The organism is Arthrobacter sp. D1-17 (assembly GCF_054130535.1).
Window position 1 is genome coordinate 1,915,446 of record NZ_CP096382.1, and the last position, 17,634, is coordinate 1,933,079.

The 17,634-nt window shown below is 65.4% G+C and carries 13 protein-coding genes; 8 read left to right on the plus strand and 5 right to left on the minus strand.

Going from position 1 to position 17,634, the window contains the following annotated elements; translation table 11 throughout:
- Positions 1 to 8 precede the first annotated feature (8 nt).
- The 3 genes from coaBC (at position 9) to M1E01_RS09050 (ending at position 4,903) form a co-directional block, all read left to right on the plus strand.
- Positions 9 to 1,265, plus strand: a complete 1,257-nt coding sequence (gene coaBC, locus M1E01_RS09040) for a bifunctional phosphopantothenoylcysteine decarboxylase/phosphopantothenate--cysteine ligase CoaBC (RefSeq protein WP_457974689.1) — start codon at positions 9 to 11, stop codon at positions 1,263 to 1,265.
- Between the two features lie 76 nt (positions 1,266 to 1,341).
- Positions 1,342 to 2,577 carry a methionine adenosyltransferase gene (gene metK, locus M1E01_RS09045; RefSeq protein ID WP_457974690.1) on the plus strand — a complete coding sequence of 412 codons (1,236 nt, stop codon included), beginning with the start codon at positions 1,342 to 1,344 and terminating at the stop codon, positions 2,575 to 2,577.
- 154 nt (positions 2,578 to 2,731) lie between these two features.
- Complete coding sequence (locus M1E01_RS09050; RefSeq protein WP_457974691.1) at positions 2,732 to 4,903, plus strand: primosomal protein N'; 2,172 nt, start codon at positions 2,732 to 2,734, stop codon at positions 4,901 to 4,903.
- Here the strand turns inward: M1E01_RS09050 and M1E01_RS09055 are convergent.
- The 4 genes from M1E01_RS09055 to M1E01_RS09070 all read right to left on the minus strand — a co-directional run bounded on the left by M1E01_RS09055 (position 4,900) and on the right by M1E01_RS09070 (position 8,518).
- Positions 4,900 to 5,988 (minus strand): glycosyltransferase family 4 protein, encoded by a 1,089-nt coding sequence (locus tag M1E01_RS09055; RefSeq protein WP_457974692.1) that lies wholly within the window; start codon positions 5,986 to 5,988, stop codon positions 4,900 to 4,902. The two genes, M1E01_RS09050 and M1E01_RS09055, sit on opposite strands and share 4 nt — an antisense overlap.
- Complete coding sequence (locus M1E01_RS09060; protein ID WP_457974693.1) at positions 5,985 to 6,914, minus strand: alpha/beta fold hydrolase; 930 nt, start codon at positions 6,912 to 6,914, stop codon at positions 5,985 to 5,987. The genes M1E01_RS09055 and M1E01_RS09060 overlap by 4 nt, the downstream gene beginning before the upstream one ends.
- Positions 6,915 to 6,925: 11 nt before the next feature.
- Positions 6,926 to 7,795: an aldo/keto reductase gene (locus tag M1E01_RS09065; RefSeq protein WP_457974694.1), complete on the minus strand. Its 870-nt coding sequence runs from the start codon at positions 7,793 to 7,795 to the stop codon at positions 6,926 to 6,928.
- 435 nt (positions 7,796 to 8,230) lie between these two features.
- Complete coding sequence (locus M1E01_RS09070; protein WP_457974695.1) at positions 8,231 to 8,518, minus strand: hypothetical protein; 288 nt, start codon at positions 8,516 to 8,518, stop codon at positions 8,231 to 8,233.
- A gap of 16 nt (positions 8,519 to 8,534) precedes the next feature.
- On the opposite strand from M1E01_RS09070, the gene M1E01_RS09075 reads away from it, so the two are divergent.
- Positions 8,535 to 9,209, plus strand: a complete 675-nt coding sequence (locus tag M1E01_RS09075) for a haloacid dehalogenase type II (RefSeq protein WP_457974696.1) — start codon at positions 8,535 to 8,537, stop codon at positions 9,207 to 9,209.
- 117 nt (positions 9,210 to 9,326) lie between these two features.
- Here M1E01_RS09075 and M1E01_RS09080 read toward each other — a convergent pair whose 3' ends face one another.
- Positions 9,327 to 10,289, minus strand: coding sequence for a sugar-binding transcriptional regulator (locus tag M1E01_RS09080; protein WP_457974918.1), 963 nt, complete (start codon positions 10,287 to 10,289; stop codon positions 9,327 to 9,329).
- Between the two features lie 135 nt (positions 10,290 to 10,424).
- On the opposite strand from M1E01_RS09080, the gene M1E01_RS09085 reads away from it, so the two are divergent.
- The 4 genes from M1E01_RS09085 (at position 10,425) to leuS (ending at position 17,627) form a co-directional block, all read left to right on the plus strand.
- Positions 10,425 to 12,227 carry a glycerol-3-phosphate dehydrogenase/oxidase gene (locus M1E01_RS09085; RefSeq protein ID WP_457974697.1) on the plus strand — a complete coding sequence of 601 codons (1,803 nt, stop codon included), beginning with the start codon at positions 10,425 to 10,427 and terminating at the stop codon, positions 12,225 to 12,227.
- Between the two features lie 148 nt (positions 12,228 to 12,375).
- Positions 12,376 to 13,122 carry an MIP/aquaporin family protein gene (locus M1E01_RS09090; RefSeq protein ID WP_457974698.1) on the plus strand — a complete coding sequence of 249 codons (747 nt, stop codon included), beginning with the start codon at positions 12,376 to 12,378 and terminating at the stop codon, positions 13,120 to 13,122.
- Positions 13,123 to 13,227: 105 nt separating this feature from the next.
- Complete coding sequence (gene glpK, locus M1E01_RS09095) at positions 13,228 to 14,742, plus strand: glycerol kinase GlpK (RefSeq protein ID WP_457974699.1); 1,515 nt, start codon at positions 13,228 to 13,230, stop codon at positions 14,740 to 14,742.
- Between the two features lie 359 nt (positions 14,743 to 15,101).
- Positions 15,102 to 17,627, plus strand: coding sequence for a leucine--tRNA ligase (gene leuS / locus M1E01_RS09100; protein WP_457974919.1), 2,526 nt, complete (start codon positions 15,102 to 15,104; stop codon positions 17,625 to 17,627).
- Positions 17,628 to 17,634: the final 7 nt, after the last annotated feature.

A 17,634-nucleotide genomic window follows, 5' to 3' on the forward strand; every position in this document is an offset into this window, starting at 1 on the left:
GAGATCACGTGCGCATAGTCCTCGGAGTCGGGGGAGGGATAGCCGCCTACAAGGTGGCGTCGCTCCTCCGGCTTTTTACTGAAGCCGGCCATGACGTCTCCGTCATCCCCACTGAGGCCGCTACCCGATTTGTCGGCGTGGCCACCTGGGAGGCCCTCTCCGGGAACCCTGTCAGCAACAGCGTCTTTGACGATGTCCACCTGGTGAACCATGTCCGGCTGGGGCATGAGGCAGATTTGATTGTTGTCGCTCCGGCTACAGCCGACCTCCTCGCGCGCGCTGCGACGGGACAGGCCAGCGATCTCCTCACCAATACGCTGCTGATGGCCAATGGACCCGTTCTGTTCGCCCCCGCCATGCACACCGAGATGTGGCAGCATGCCGCCACCCAGGCCAACGTGGAAACCCTCCGCAGCAGAGGGGTAACCGTACTGGAACCGGCGAGCGGCAGATTGACCGGCTCTGATTCCGGCCCCGGGCGGCTGCCCGAGCCGGAGTCGATCTTCCATGCCGCCATGGCCCTGGTCCAGGGCCTCCGCGATGCCGGGCCCGGCTCACCCGAGGCGGCTGTTTTCCCCCTCGCCGGCCGCATCGTGACCATCAGTGCCGGCGGCACCAGAGAACCGCTGGACCCGGTACGCTTCCTGGGCAACCGGTCCTCCGGAAAGCAGGGTGTTGCGCTGGCAGCCGCCGCCCGTGACGCCGGGGCGCAGGTGCGCCTGGTCGCCGCCCACATGGAAGTGCCCCCGCCCCCCGGCGTCGAGGTGCTGCAGGTCGAAACGGCCCTGCAACTCCGGGAAGCCATGCTGACAGCGGCAGCCGGTTCCGACGTCGTTATCATGGCCGCCGCTGTGGCGGATTTCCGCCCCGCGGACATCTCCGGCACCAAAATCAAGAAGCGGGACGGCCACGCCGACCCGGTCATCACCCTGGTCCGGAACCCTGACATTTTGCAGGAGCTCGTCGAAGTCCGCGATGCCGGCGGAACCAGCCAGCTCGTGGTGGGCTTTGCCGCCGAGACGGGGGATGCGCACGGCGACGTCCTCGAATACGCCGAGGCCAAACTCAAGCGCAAGGGCTGCGACCTGCTGGTGGTCAACCACGTGGGATCGGACAAGGTGTTCGGCCAGGACCGTAATTCAGTGGTCATCCTGTCCCGGGACGGTTCTGATCCCCAGTCGGCCTCCGGCACTAAGCAGGACGTCGCCGCCGTAGTCATCGACCGGATCAGCGCCGAGCTGAGCAGGGTCTTCCCGCGAACCTGACCGGCGTAAGCAACGTCTCCTTAGCATGGGGACACACGCTGCCGCCCCGCCGATTGCCAACCAGTAAGGTAGTTGAGTGACTTTACCGCTGCACTTTCCTGAATCCCACGGGTCCGCGCCCTCCTCGCTCCGGCTCTTCACGTCTGAGTCGGTCACCGAAGGGCACCCCGACAAGATCTGTGACCAGATCAGCGATGCCATCCTTGACGCCCTCCTGGACAAGGACCCGGAATCGCGCGTCGCCGTGGAGACCATGGCCACCACCGGCCTGGTCCACGTTGCCGGCGAGGTGACCACGGACGCCTACGTGGAGATTCCGCAGATCGTGCGCGAGACTATCCTCGGCATCGGCTATGACTCGTCTGCCAACGGCTTCGACGGAGCCCGCTGCGGCGTTTCCGTCTCCATTGGCCAGCAGTCGAATGACATCGCCGGCGGAGTCTTCAATTCGCTGGAAGCACGCGAAGGTCGCCAGGAGGACGACTACGACCTCCAGGGCGCCGGCGACCAGGGCCTCATGTTCGGCTACGCCAGCGACGAGACGCCGTCCTACATGCCGACTCCCATCTGGATTGCGCACCGGCTGTCCGAGCGCCTCACCGAGGTCCGCAAGAGCGGGGAACTGTCTTACCTCCGTCCCGACGGCAAGACCCAGGCGACCATCGGGTACGACCGCGACCGTCCAGTGTCGGTGGAGACGATTGTCATCTCCAGCCAGCACGCCGAGGGTTTCAGCCTCGACCAGCTCCGCGCAGACCTTGCAGCGCACGTGATCAACCCCGTGCTGGCCGCCGCAGACCTCGACATCTCCCGCACCACCAATATCCTCAACCCTGCCGGCGCCTTTGTCATCGGCGGTCCGGTGGGGGACGCAGGCCTCACCGGCCGCAAGATCATTGTGGACACCTACGGGGGCATGGCCCGCCACGGCGGCGGAGCCTTCTCTGGCAAGGATCCCTCGAAGGTGGACCGTTCTGCTGCCTACGCGATGCGATGGGTGGCGAAGAATGTCGTGGCCGCAGGGCTGGCAAAGCGGGCGGAGATCCAAATCGCCTATGCGATCGGCCAGGCCCGCCCCGTGGGTACCTACGTGGAGACTTTCGGCACTGAGACCGTGGACCCGGCCAAGATCAGCGCCGCAATCGCGGAGATCTTCGACCTCCGCCCGAGGGCCATCATCGACGCCCTGGACCTCAAGCGTCCCATCTACGCCAAGACGGCGGCGCACGGCCACTTCGGCCGCGACGATCCCGACTTCACGTGGGAGCGCCTGGACCGCGTCGACGACCTCAAGGCCTACTTCAACGCCTGATAGGGAATCCGAAGCCGTCCGCTGCCACTGGGGACCGGATGTCTGACCCGGGTGGTTGACTGATGGTCAGCTCGGAACGGATAACCGCCGGGTCGAGAAGTCCGGTGCAGGAATCTGGGTGGAGAATGCTGGTGAAGTACGCAGGCAGGCAGCGATGAACGAGCCGCAACAGCTTTCCCTGCTGCAGGGCTTTCCTGGCGTCCCTCCCAAGAGGTCACCGGGGCCGCCCCTGGCAGCGGACCTTCCTGTGGCGCGCGTGCTGCTTGAATCGCCACTGCCGCACCTGGACCGGCCCTTTGACTACAGTGTTCCTGCCGAACTTGATGAATCAGCCCAGCCCGGCGTGCGGGTCAGGGTGAAGTTCAGCGGGCAGGAGCTTAACGGCTACATTCTGGAGCGGACCGAGGAGTCCGACGCCGGCCATGTGCTGGTGCCGCTGCATAAAGTCGTGTCGCCCGTCGCTGTCCTGACGCCCGCACTTCAGGAGCTCGCCAACCGGGTGGCCGCCCGCTACGGGGGCACCGTCAGTGACGTGCTGCGTGTTGCCATTCCGCCGCGCGTGGTCAAAGTAGAGAAGGAATTGTCTGGGGCAGATGGTGCTGAGGGAGCTCAAGGCGGGGAGCAGGAGGAATCGGTACCGCTCCCGGCACATGTCCCCGCCCACGGCCCGGCCTGGTCCGAGGATCCGGCGTGGTCGCGGTACCGGAACGGCAGTGCGTTCCTCCGCCACCTCAGCGCCGGCGGGTCGCCGCGGGCCGTGCTCAATGCCTTGCAGGGTTTCGGCGCTGCAGGCTGGCCGCAGCTCATTGCAGGAGCTGTGGCAGCGGTCCGGCAGTCCGGACGGGGCGCGGTTGTCGTGCTCCCTGACTATCGTGACCTTGACCGGGTGCAGGCCGCCCTCGAGGAGGTCCTTTCCGCCGGAGACATTGCCCGGCTGACGGCGGACGACGGCCAGACGCCCAGGTACCGCAACTACCTGCGGGTCCTCAGGGGCACGGCAGGCGTCGCGGTCGGCACCCGCTCGGCGGCCTACGCCCCCGTTCAGAACCTCGGCCTCGTCGTGTGCTGGGATGACGGCGATGATCTGCACATCGAGCAACGCTCTCCTTACGCGCACACCCGCGAAGTACTGCTGCTGCGCGCAGAGCAGGAAAATGCCGCCTGCCTGCTCGCCGGGCATGCCCGCAGCACCGAGGCCCAGCGTCTCGTGGACGTAGGCTGGGCCATGCCGGTCGAAGCTGAACGGCTGGTAGTCCGCAGCACCGTGCCGCGAGTCCTCAATACGGCAGACAGCTTCGAACAGGAACGTGACCCCCTGGCGCGGATCGCCCGGCTCCCCGGCGCGGCATGGCGTGCGGCCAAGGAAGGCCTGGAACGCGGCCCCGTGCTGGTCCAGGTGGCACGCTCCGGGTATGCCCCGTCGCTGATCTGCGATACCTGCCGCGAGCCGGCCCGCTGCCAGTCGTGCCAAGGGCCCCTGGCAATTGCCGGAGCCTCCGGCAGTTCGGCCGTGCCGCAGTGCCGGTGGTGCTCAGCCCCGGCACCGGCTTGGCGCTGCAGCCACTGCAACAACACCCGCCTGCGCCGCGGCGCCACGGGGGTCCTCCGCACAGCCGAGGAACTGGGAAGGGCCTTCCCCGGCAAGCCCGTGGTCACGTCCTCCGGCGACCACGTCAAAGCCACAGTTCCGGACACCGGTTCCCTCGTGGTGGCCACCGTCGGCGCCGAACCGGTGGCTGCCGGCGGTTACGCTGCGGCACTGCTCCTCGACGGCGATTCTCTTCTGCGGCGCGAAAACCTCCGGGCGGGAGAGGACGCCGTGCGGCGCTGGTTTAACGCTGCGTCCCTGGTGCGCCCCGCTGCAGGTGGCGGAATCGTCGTCATCACGGCCGACGACACGGCCGCCGTAGGCGCGCTGCTGAGGTGGGACCCCGCGGGTTATGCCCAGCGGGAACTTTCGCTCCGCACGGAGTTGCAGCTGCCACCGGCGGTGAGGGTGGCCTCCGTAACCGGCGGCAGCGCCGCCGTCGGGCATTTCACGGCGGAAGTCACCCGGCGGCTAACGGCGGAGGGAGTGGAACTGCGCGTTGCGGGTCCTGCGCCGCTGCTGCCGGGCCAGCTTCCTCCCGCAGGGAAGACGGCAGCCAAAGCGCCGGGTCAGGCAATGGCAGCTGCTGACGGCGGGGATGTCCGCACCCTGCTCTTCATTCCGTACAGCCAGGCCGGCACCGTGACGCAGGTACTGCGGGCGGTCAAGGCCGCCAGCGCGGCGAAGCGCACGGAGGCTCCGGTGCAGCTGCGGCTGGACGGCGTGGACGTTCTTTAGCGCGGCCGCCTTCTGCCGCGCATGTCCATGATCTCTGCTGCCACCTGTACCAGCTGCCGCGCCGAGTCCTCCCAGCTGAAGTCCTGTGCGCGGCGCACCGAGCGGCGCGATACGTCCTGCCAGTGCGCATCGTCGTCCAGGCTGCGCACCGCAGCGGCGAAGGCAGCGGGGGATTCCGGATCGACGTAGGTGGCAGCGCCGGCGCCGACCTCGCGGAAAATGGGGATGTCGCTGGCGATGACCGGTGTTCCCAGCGCCATGGCCTCCACCATGGGAAGGCCATAGCCTTCCGCCTTCGACAGGCTGACGAGCGCTGCGGTGCGCTTGAGCAGTTTGCTGTACTCGTCGTCGGTCACGCCGTTGTGGAAGACGATGTTGGCGCCGGCGGGCATCAGGGTCTCCAGTTCGGCGCGCCGCTGGGGGGTGATCCGGCTCAGCAGGTGCAGCGTGTAGCCGGGCAGCTCGGCCATCGCCGCCAGCATGGTTTCGACGTTCTTGTAGGGCATGAAGGAACCCATGTACAGCAAGGTTTTATCCCTTCCCGCGTCAGGGTCGCGGGGGAGCTGCGCCGGCTGCGGGGCGTTGCTGATGATCCTTACGGGACGGGCCGTCAGCCGGTACTTCGCCATCAGCGCCTCGGTGGTGTGGCTGATGGTGGCGACGACGTCGGCCCGGTTGAGCAGGAGCCGCTGCGGCCAGAAGGCCTTGTGATAGAGGCGCCACAGGATGCGGACGGGAGCCGGGAGGAAGCCGGGAGGGGCGGGGTGTTCGTAGTAAATCAGGTCGTGCAAGGTCAGCACAAGCCCGTACTTCCGTCCCCACGTGCCCATGGTCTGCATGGGGCAGACCACCACATCGGCTCCGAGCCGGTTGACCTTCCCCGCTACGAACAGTTCCGCGGGGGAGAGCGGGCTGTTGATGAGGGTGTAGGGCACGTCGGGCAGCAGGGACAGCTGGCGCGGGTCGCTGACCAGCATGGAGACGTCAGCGATCCTGGACGTGGCCGCGATCAGGCTCGCCCCGTAGCGGCTGATGCCGTCGTGGTGGTCGGTCCTGGTGAAGCGGGCGTCGATGACAATTTTCACGCAGTATGGTCCTTCAGGAAGCTCCGGATGAAGTCGGCGGCGGGCTCCGGAGTCTCGTAGTGGATGAGATGCCCGACGCCGGAGATCACTTCCAGCCTGCCGTCGGGAAGAGCGCCGGCAAGTGTGTGCTGGTCCCGGAGCAGGGCTATCTCATCTTTTTCCCCTGCCACCAGCAGGACGGGGAGCCTGAGCTTGTGCGCCACCTCCGTGACGTTGCTGCCTACGGAGGCCGTGAAGGATTCCAGCAGGCTCTCGCGGTTTGCGAATGCACTGAAGTAGGCATGGTGCTGGCCGTGGATGAACCGCAGGAGGTCCGGGTCCTTCGTTTTAGCCATGGCGGCGCTCATCACGCGGACAATGAGGCGGCTGCGCAGCAGGCGCAGGCCCAGTGTGCGGGGCAAGCGGGCGGAGAGCCAGTAGTAGAACACTGCCAGACGGGTCATGAGGCCCTTCGGGCCTTCCAGCGCGGGTGCCGCAATGGGGTTAATGAGGATGAGGGGGCGGACAGCGTCCTGGTGGTCTGCCACGAAATGGGCGGCGATGATGGAGCCGAACGAGTGTCCCAGCAGAACCGTGTCGGGACCGAGGCCCAGGGCGTCCATGAAGTCCTTAATGAACTGGCCGTATCGGCGGACGCTGTGTTCGCCTTCCACGAAGGCCCCGGAACCGCCGAAACCGGGAAGGTCAGGCATGATGAGGCGCATGTCCGGCAGCTGGTCGGCCACCCTCAGCAGTCCGTGGTGGTCGCCGCGGAAGCCGTGGATGACCAGGATGGTGCGGGTGTCGCGGGTGGCCTGGACTGGTTCGTAAACCCAGTAGGCCACGGGCGTGCCGGCGAGGTTTATAGTGAAGGCCCGGGTGCGGGCTGCCAGGTCGCTGCTGAAAAAGGCCGGTGCGGCCGAGGGCCGGGAGCCTGTGGTTTTCATCAGGGGCGGTCCTAGTTGACGTTGTCAGGGTGGGAGCCGGTGCGGTGGCCTCGTTCCAGCCGGGCGATGTCGGCCATGTCCAGGGCGGAAAGTTCGAACCTGAAAATGTCGAAGTTCTCTTTGATGCGGTCCCACGAGCTCGCTTTGGGGATCGCGATGTTCCCCAGCTGCAGGTGCCAGCGGAGGATGACCTGGGCTGCCGTCACCCTGTGCTCGGCCGCCAGCGCCAGGATGTCCGGGTCTTTCAGGACCTGGCCGCGCCCCAGCGGGCTCCATGCTTCCGTGCGGATGCCCAGCTCGCGGTGCTTTTCCCGCAGCTCATCCTGCTGCAGCCACGGATGAAGCTCGATCTGGTTCACGGCGGGCACCACCTCGGCGGTCTCCAGCAACCGGTCCAGGTGCTCGGGCTGGAAATTTGAAACCCCGATCGCGCGCACCTTGCCCTCATGGTAGAGCGTTTCCAGCGCGCGGTAGGTCTCCTGGAACAGTCCGCGCCGGGGACACGGCCAGTGAATCAGGTACATGTCCAGGTACTCCAGCCCCAGCTTGATCATGGAGCTGTCGAAGGCGCGCAGCGTGGCGTCGTAGCCGTGGTCTTCGTTCCACACTTTCGTGGTGATGAACAGGTCGTCACGTGCGGTGGACCGCACCGACTCGCCCGACCCGCCATGCCCTCCCTCAACGCCGTACAGGGACACGATGCCGCTCGCGACGCCGGACTCGTTGCTGTACATGGCCGCAGTATCGAAGTGCCGGTAGCCGGCTTCGAGCGCCATGATCACCAGGTTGGCCGCGTCCTCCGGCGGCACCTTGTAGAGCCCGAATCCCAACTGGTCGATCAGCACGCCGTTGTTCAGGCTGAGGCGGGATGAGGTAGTCATGGCTATGACTCTACCGACACCGCGGCGCGGGTCGGGTGACCGGCGGGACATCGTTTCAGTCCTTTAAGACCGCTAACCTGGAGTCCGTCGGCCAAGGTGGGCCGTCTGCTGCTCAAGAGCTGCGGTAGTCGGCAGCATGGGCATATCCTTAGCCACGAAAGGAGCCTGTGCTCATCACGGCAGCTCGCGGGACTCCGTGCCGGGCAGCTTTGGACGGGGCCGATGATCGAAGTCGAGGTATCCATGGATATGAAACGGGAAGTCGGCGAACCCGATGCGGGACCTTGGCAAGCCGAGTCACTGGACGGCTTGGTGCGGCGGCTGCTGCCGGCAGCAGGACAACGTCCGAGCCGCCCTTGGATTGTAGCGGTAGATGGAAGGAGCGGGGCGGGCAAGACCACCCTGGTCGATCGTCTACTAGCTCGAGTGCCGGACTCAGATGCCGTTCACACGGACGATGTAGCGTGGCATCTCTCGTTTTTTGACTGGGCCGATGAACTTCGTGGCGGCATCCTCGAGCCCCTGCTCCAAGGCGAGGCAGTCCATTACCGTCCGCCGGGTTGGGTGGCCCGAAAACGCCCATGGGAACGCGCCGCGGTGATCGTGGCCGGAAGGCCCGCGCTCGAGCACGATCAGAAGACCGAGGTAGTGACCGCCCAGCCGGCACCAGAACCTTGAGGGAAAGGCTTCGGAGAGCACAGCCTCCAAGAGAATCAAGATCACGAGGAACGGACGAGCAATGTCAACTACAAACTTCCGGCCGAAGTACGTCTCCTTTGACTGCTACGGCACACTGATCAACTGGAATACTGATCCCACCGCCCGCCGGCTGCTCGGGGGCCGTCTGCCTGAAGAGCAGTGGCCTGCGTTCAAGAAGATGTTCCGCGGGTACCGGTTCGACGAGGTTTGCGGCGACTACAAGCCCTACGAGGCGATCCTTCAGGATTCCTTTGACCGGGTGTGCAAGCGCTGGGGCATTGGGCCGACCGAAGGCGCCGGCGCCGAGTTCGCCGAGGCTGTACGCGGCTGGGGTGCCCACGATGACGTGCCGGCTCCGCTGAAGCTCATGGGCGACAACTACAAGCTGGTGATTCTGTCCAACGCAGACGACAGCTTCCTGGACATCAGCATTCCGAGACTGGGCGCCGATTTCCACGCCGTGTTTACCGCTGAGCAGGCCCAGGCCTACAAGCCGCGCTACCAGGCCTTCGAGTACATGCTTGACCAGCTCAACGCGGCTCCGGAGGACTTCCTGCATGTCTCCTGCCACACACGGTACGACATAATGCCGATGCACGACATGGGCTTCAGGAACCTTGTTTTGCTGGACCGCGGCTATGACCCCGTTACCGAGGGCTACGACTACACCACGGTCAGGTCCCTCGACGAACTCAACAAGCACCTCGGTCTCTAAACCAACATTGTGACAGCGGACGAACTGAGCATTTCCACTCCCCAAGAAGCCTGCCAGCAATTGCTGGCAGGCTTCTTGAAGCCTCGGGAAGATCGCCCGGTGCTTGCGTCCGGTCCCTCAGGTTCCATGTTCAAGGCTGACGAGCCGTCTGGCTGAGGCTTCATCCAGGATCAGGTCGGTGGCAAGCCCGGCCGCCAGGGCCCCGCGCAGACCGTTGATCTTGGACGCGCCCGACACTACGCAGATCCTCCGCCGCACCTGGCGCAACTGGTCCAGGGAGGGTCCAGTGGACCGTTCGTTCAGGGTAATGCCGTCTGAGGAGCCGTCAGCGCGGAAGAAGACGGTGGCCACGTCGCCCACCACGTCTGAACTGGCAAGAACGTTGAGGTCGGCTTCGTCGAGATAGCCCCCGGCGTACACGTGGCTGGGGTAGTCCGCATCCACCGAGCCGACGCCGAAGATTGCGATGCTCATCCGCGCCTGCAGATCGAGGATGCGCTGCACGCTTCGCTCATTCCACATGGCCGTCTTCGTGGCCGCGTGATCAAAAAAGGCCGGCACGGGGAACTGCTCCACCCGTGCCCCGTACGCGCTGCCGAAGCGCCGCATGATGTCGCTGGCGTACGTGATGCCGGTGGTCTGCATATTGCCCGCCCCGTTCAGCTGCACCACGACGGTGTCGTGGGTGATCTTCCGGGTCAGGTGCCGGCTGACTGCACTGAGGGTTGAGCCCCAAGCCACACCGATGATGGCGTTGGAATCGACAAGCGGGCCGATGGTGCGGGCAGCCTGCATCGCCACCCGGTCCAGTGTTTCCGCTTCATTCAGGGTGTCCAGCACGGGCACCACGTGCACATCCACGTTGTACCGGGTCCGGATCAGGCGTTCAAGCTCAGGTCCGGTGTCCAGCGGGCTGCGGATCTGGATCTGGACCAGACCCGTCTCGCGGGCCGTTGCAAGCAGCCGCGAAACTGTGGAGCGGGACGTGCGAAGCTCCCGGGCGATGGCGTCCATCGTGAGGTCCTGCATGTAATACAGCTGGGCGGCGCGAAGAGCGTCGGAATGGCGGGGACGGGACACGCTGCTCTCTTTCTGCACGTTTGTGCATACTCCTTGACGATATTTTCCATTGCTTCGAAGAATAGTGGATGAAAGGCGGCACGCTGCATGGCGGGCCGCTTATGACAGCCACGGACCAAACCCAAAGGAGCAGTTTTGGGACTCAAGGATTCATCCGGCCATAAGTACACCTCCGGCGCAGGGGGCACTCCCCGCGCCTCGGTCGCCAGCCTCCGGCAGCGGCCTGCAGCCCGCGTTCTGATTGTCGGCGGCGGTATCAACGGTGTCGGTACCTTCCGGGACCTTGCCCTGCAGGGGGTGGACGTGGCACTTGTGGAGCGCGGCGACTACTGCCAGGGCGCCAGCGGTGCCTCCTCCCACATGATCCACGGCGGCATCCGCTACCTGGAAAACGGCGAGTTCCGGCTCGTCCGGGAATCCGTAGCCGAACGAAACCGCCTCCTGCGGATCGCGCCCCACTACGTCAAGCCGCTGCAGACCACCATCCCCATTTTCAGCACCTTTTCCGGCGTACTCGCGGCACCGCTGCGTTTCCTGACACACAAGCAGCGGGGCAAGCCGAAGGAACGCGGCGCGTTCCTCATCAAACTTGGGCTGAGCCTTTATGACTCCTTCTCCCGCGACGGCGGCAGCGTCCCCCGCCATCAGTTCCGGGGCCGTGCCAAAGCCCTGACCGAACTTCCCATGCTGCACCCCGGCGTCAAATACACCGCCACCTACTTCGACGCCTCGGTTCACAACCCCGAGCGCCTCACGCTGGATGTGCTTCAGGACGGCGAGAAGGCAGGGGCTGCAAACCCCGCCGCCAACGGCGCTGCCAGCAGCGCCCGGGCCAGCAACTACCTGTCGCTGGTAACGGTGAAGCCGCAGTCGGATGGCTCCAGTACCGCGGAGCTGCGCGATGAACTGACCGGCGAGGTCTTTGATTTCACCGCCGATGTGATCGTTAACACCACAGGCGCCTGGGTGGACGTCACAAACCAGGCGATGGGCGCGGCTTCCGCCTTCATGGGCGGCACCAAGGGCTCCCATATAGTCCTCGACCACCCCAACCTCCTCGCAGCCTGCGATGGCCGCGAGATCTTCTTTGAACACACGGACGGTCGGATCGTGCTGATCTACCCGATGGGTGACCGTGTGCTTGTCGGGACCACTGACGTGGACGCTGACATGGCGGAAGACGCGGTCTGTACGGAAGCCGAGATCGACTACTTCTTCGACCTCATCGGCCACGTGTTCCCGGACATCGCGGTGGGCCGGGAACAAATCGTCTACACCTTCTCTGGCGTCCGACCGTTGCCCAGGCATGATGCCACCCAGCCGGGCTTCGTCTCCCGCGACTACCGCATCGAGCGGCGTGCTCCCGAAGCCGGCGGCAGCGGAGCCGTCGTCCTTAGCCTTGTCGGCGGAAAGTGGACCACGTTCCGGGCGCTTGCCGAGCACCTCAGCAATGACGTCCTCACGGAACTGGGTATGGAACGGAAAGTCTCGACGGCGAAACTTCCCATTGGAGGCGGCGCAGGCTTTCCGGACTCTGAAGCCGGAGTCCAGAACTGGATCAAAGCGCACATGAACGGACCACGGGATGCCGACCGGACCGCCGGCCTGCTGACCCGGTACGGTACCCGCGCTGAGGAGGTCATCCGCTATCTCGACGGCGGCCCCGACCACCTGCTCCGTTCTACCCGGGAACTGAGCAGGCGGGAGCTGGAGTTCATGGCAGCCAATGAGCAGGTGGGCCATCTCGTCGACGTCCTGATCCGCCGGACATCCCTGGCTTTCCGCGGGCTGGTCACGGGCGAGCTGCTGAACGAGGTCGCTGACATCCTGGCGGAGCCGCTCGGGTGGGACGCGTCCAAGCGCGCCGCCGAGATCGATCACGCTCAGGAGGTGCTCAAGCGGTACCACGGCGTCGAGGTACACAGCCTCGTCGCCTAAGACGTGCGCTCGGGCAGGGCAGCCCGTGCGCAGGAGCGGGGACCGGCCAGCAGCGGCCGTCCCTGCCGCCGCCAAAGGCTAACGCCCCGGCGGCACAGCCGTCCTTCACACCCGCGAAGGACTGACAACAGAAAACAAGGAGTCAACGATGTCTCTTGAATTGGTTTTTCTTTCCGAAGTATTCGGAACTGCCATGCTGACCCTCCTGGGCTGCGGCGTTGTGGCCAACGTCGCGCTCCAGGGTACGAAGGGCAACAACGGCGGGTTCCTGATGGTCACATGGGGGTGGGGCATCGCGGTTTTCGCCGGCGTCTACGTAGCCGCCAGGTCCGGCGCCCACATTAATCCCGCCGTCACTCTGGGCCTTCTCGTCAACGGCAAGGAGGAATATGCCCCTGGCGTGCCGGTGAACGCGGCCTCGACGCTAACGTACTTCGGTGGAGAGTTTCTGGGGGCCTTCCTGGGAGCCGTAATCGCGTGGCTGGCGTACAGGCAGCACTTCGATGCGGAACCTGAACCGGCGAACAAGCTGGGCGTCTTCTCCACGGGCCCGGCCATCCGCTCAAAAATATGGAACCTCGTCACCGAGATCATCGGCACCTTCGTTCTGGTCTTCGTCATCCTCACGTTCGGAGGAACCCCCTCGGGCCTTGGCCCGCTGGCTGTGGCGCTGCTGGTTGTGGGCATCGGCGTTTCCCTGGGCGGCCCCACCGGTTACGCCATCAACCCTGCCCGTGACCTTGGCCCCCGGGTGGCCCACGCAGTGCTGCCCATTAAGGGCAAGGGCTCCAGCGACTGGAGCTACTCCTGGGTCCCGGTAGTCGGCCCCCTGATCGGCGGAACACTGGCCGGCCTGGCGGGACTGCTGCCGATCGTTTTCACAGCGGCTACCTGATCCCCGCCGGACGCTCCCTGGGCGTTTACTCCTGTCCCAACTTCTTCATTCCTTAGATCCACTCCGCTACCGACAGATCCACCCGCTACAGACAAGGACGTCATCATGAGCCAGTACGTAATCGCCATCGACCAGGGCACCACCAGCACCCGCGCCATCGTCTTCGACCAGTCGGGCAGCATCGTCTCTTCAGGACAGATGGAACATGAGCAGATTTTCCCGCAGGCGGGCTGGGTGGAGCACAATCCCGCGGAGATCTGGGACAACACGCGCGAGGTCGTCGCCTCCGCGCTCTCAAAGGCGAACCTGACGCGGCACGATATCGCCGCCGTCGGAATCACAAACCAGCGTGAGACGGCCGTGGTCTGGGACAAGACCAGCGGAAAGGCCATCTACAACGCCATTGTGTGGCAGGACACCCGCACCCAGCCCATCGTCGATGAGCTTGCAAAGGACGGCGGGGCGGACCGCTTCAAGCAGAAGGTCGGCCTGCCGCTGGCCACCTATTTCTCCGGAACGAAGATCAAGTGGATCCTGGACAATGTCGACGGCGCACGGGCCAAGGCGGAGGCGGGAGACCTGGTCTTCGGCAACACCGACGCATGGGTGCTGTGGAACCTGACAGGCGGTGTGGACGGCGGCGTGCACGTCACCGACGTCACCAACGCCTCCCGGACACTGTTCATGGATCTAGATACGCTGCAGTGGGACGAGGAGATCCTGGGCATCTTCGGCGTCCCGGTGTCCATGATGCCGGCCATCAAGTCCTCATCGGAGGTCTACGGGACGGTGCACACGTCGCAGCTGTTGCGCGAGGTGCCGGTCGCCGGCATCCTGGGCGACCAGCAGGCAGCCACGTTCGGCCAGGCCGCCTTCGAAACCGGTGAAGCCAAGAACACCTACGGCACCGGCTGCTTCCTGATCTTCAACACGGGCGAGGAGATCGTTCACTCCAAGAACGGCCTGCTCACCACCGTGGGGTACAAGCTGGGGGATGCGGCCCCGCACTACGCGCTGGAAGGGTCCATCGCCGTCACCGGTTCACTGATCCAGTGGCTGCGGGACAACCTGGGCTTGATCAGCAGCGCACCCGAAGTGGAAAAGCTGGCGGCCTCCGTGCCGGACAACGGCGGGGTGTACATCGTCCCTGCCTTCTCGGGCCTGTTCGCGCCCTACTGGCGTTCGGATGCCCGGGGAGCCATCGTTGGCCTGACGCGGTATGTCAACAAGAACCACATCGCCAGGGCCGCCCTGGAGGCCACCGCCTTCCAGACCCGCGAGGTGCTCGACGCCGTCAACGCGGACTCGGGCGTTCCGCTCAGTGAACTGAAGGTCGACGGCGGCATGGTCGCCAACGACGCCCTGATGCAGTTCCAAGCGGACATCCTCGGCGTCCCCGTCATCCGGCCCAAGGTGGTGGAGACCACCGCGCTCGGGGCAGCGTACGCCGCCGGCCTCGCGGTCGGATTCTGGAAGGACCTCGGCGAGTTGTCCGCCAACTGGTCTGAGGACAAGCGCTGGGAGCCGAACCTGGACGCGGAAGAGCGGGAACGGCAGTTGCGGCTTTGGAGGAAGGCCGTGACCAAGTCCATGGACTGGGTAGACGAGGACGTGAGGTAGTCCAACCTTCGAGCGGGGCCGCCCCACCTTCGAGGGGAAGGCGGCCCTGCCCCGCCCGCCCGCGGCTGCTCCCACGGGTGCGCAGCACACCCGGGCGAGGGGGTGCCTTTCCCCAACCTTCACGGACTGCCGGCCGCCATCGCTTGTTTCCATGTATCGGTGGACAAGCGGTAAGGTTGCTGTATGCGTGCGATCCTCCTGCTTAGCTAGCCGCCCGGTATCCCGGAGATACGGACTACCGAGCGGCCGCCCCTCCATGTCGAGGGGCTTTTGTGTGTCCGGGACACATTCCCGGCGGGCGGCAGGGGATCAGACCGTTATGACAGACAGACGTCATGACAGAACAGAAGAGGGCAGCAGTGAGCGTTCAGCCGGAGACCGAGACCGGAGCAACAGCAGGTGGAGCCGAAAGCCCCGAGGAGGGGTCCTACAGCTTCGCGGCGATGGAGGCCCGGTGGCCACAAGTGTGGGAGGACCTTAAGGTCTTCACCCCCGTGGACGACGGTTCGCGCGAGCGCCGCTATGTCCTGGACATGTTCCCCTACCCATCCGGCGACCTTCACATGGGGCATGCTGAGGCCTTTGCCATGGGCGACGTCGTTGCACGGTATCTGCGCCAGCAGGGTTTTGACGTCCTGCACCCGATCGGTTGGGATTCCTTCGGACTTCCGGCCGAGAACGCGGCGATCAAGCGCAACGCGCACCCGAGTGAGTGGACCTACGCCAACATCGAGACGCAGGCAGCCTCGTTCAAGCGGTACGCCATCTCTGCTGACTGGTCCCGCCGCCTGCACACGTCCGACCCGGAGTACTACCGGTGGACCCAGTGGCTGTTCAAACGCTTTTACGAGCGCGGACTCGCTTACCGCAAGGACTCGCCGGTCAACTGGTGCCCGAAGGACCTGACCGTGCTGGCCAACGAGCAGGTCGTCAACGGCGCCTGTGAGCGTTGCGGCACGGCGGTGACCAAGAAGTCGCTGAACCAGTGGTACTTCAAGATCACCGATTACGCCGACCGGCTGCTGGATGACATGTCCGAGCTGCAGGGGCACTGGCCTGAGCGTGTACTGGCGATGCAGCGAAACTGGATCGGGCGTTCAGAGGGCGCCCACGTCCGCTTCGTGATCGAGGCGTCGGGCGGACGGGACGAGCGCGAAGTCACAGTCTTCACCACGCGTCCGGACACCCTGTACGGCGCCACATTCTTCGTCGTGGCCGCGGACGCGCACCTGGCTTTGGACTTGGTCACGCCGGAACACCACGACGCACTCATGGCCTACCGCGAAAAGGTCAAGGCACTCTCTGACATCGAACGCCAGTCCACCGAGCGCGAAAAAACCGGTGTCTTTACCGGCCGCTACGCCATCAACCCCCTGAACGGTGAGAGGCTTCCCGTATGGGCGGCGGACTACGTCCTGGCCGACTACGGCACCGGCGCCATCATGGCCGTTCCTGCGCATGACCAGCGCGACCTCGACTTCGCCAAGGAGTTCGGCCTGCCCGTGCGCGCGGTACTGGACACCGGCGAGGAGGACCCGGGCGTCTCCGGCAAGGCAACGGCCGGCGAGGGCACGCTCATCAACTCCGGTCCGCTGGATAGCATGCCCAAGGGCGAAGCCATCCCCGCGGCCATCAAGATCCTCGAGGACCAGGGCACAGGGGAGAAGTTTGTGAACTTCCGGCTGCGTGACTGGCTCCTGAGCCGACAGCGCTTCTGGGGCACCCCGATCCCCATCATTCACTGTGCGGAGTGTGGCGAAGTGCCGGTCCCTGACGAACAGCTGCCGGTGAGGCTTCCTGAGAATCTGCGCGGCGAGGCGCTGTCACCACGGGGCACGTCGCCACTGGCCGCGGCCGCCGAGTGGGTCAACGTTGAGTGCCCGAACTGTGGACGCGCAGCCCAGAGGGACACGGACACCATGGACACGTTCGTGGACTCGTCCTGGTACTTCCTGCGTTTCGTCTCCCCGCACTACACGGACGGTCCGTTCGACCCGGCGAAGATCAACGACTGGATGCCGGTCGGCCAGTATGTCGGCGGCGTAGAGCACGCCATCCTGCACCTGCTCTATGCCCGCTTCTTCACCAAGGTCATTCATGACATGGGCCTCCTGGCGGCGGACGAGCCTTTCAGTGCGCTGCTGAACCAGGGGCAGGTCCTTAACGGGGGTAAGGCGATGAGCAAGTCCCTGGGCAACGGCGTGGACCTGGGGGAGCAGCTGGACAAGTTCGGTGTGGACGCCGTCCGGTTGACGATGATCTTCGCCTCCCCGCCGGAGGACGACGTCGACTGGGCGGACGTTTCGCCGTCCGGATCTGCCAAGTTCCTCGCCCGCGCCTGGCGGCTGGGGCAGGATGTGGCCAGCAAGCCCGGGGTCGACTTCAGCGCCGGTGACCGTGCCTTGCGCGCGGTCACGCACCGGACGGTTGCCGACGCTGCGGAACTGCTGGACAACAACAAGTTCAATGTCGTGGTAGCCAAGCTTATGGAACTGGTCAACGCCACGCGCAAGACCATCGACACAGGCGCCGGCGGGGCGGATCCGGCAGTCCGGGAAGCAGCGGAAGCCGTGGCAGTCATCCTGAGCCTGTTCGCGCCCTACACCGCCGAGGACCTGTGGAACGTGCTGGGGCACCCCGCCTCGGTTGCCAATGCGGGTTGGCCGACCCACGACAAGGCCTTGCTCGTGCAGGACACCATCACGGCCGTGGTCCAGGTTCAGGGCAAGGTCAGGGACCGTCTCGAGGTGTCCCCGGACATCTCCGAGGACGAGTTGCGCGGGCTGGCCCTGGCCTCGGAGAATGTCCAGCGGGCGCTGGACGGACGCGGGATCCGCACAGTCATTGTGCGCGCCCCTAAACTGGTCAACATCGTCCCGGCCTAGGTTCCCG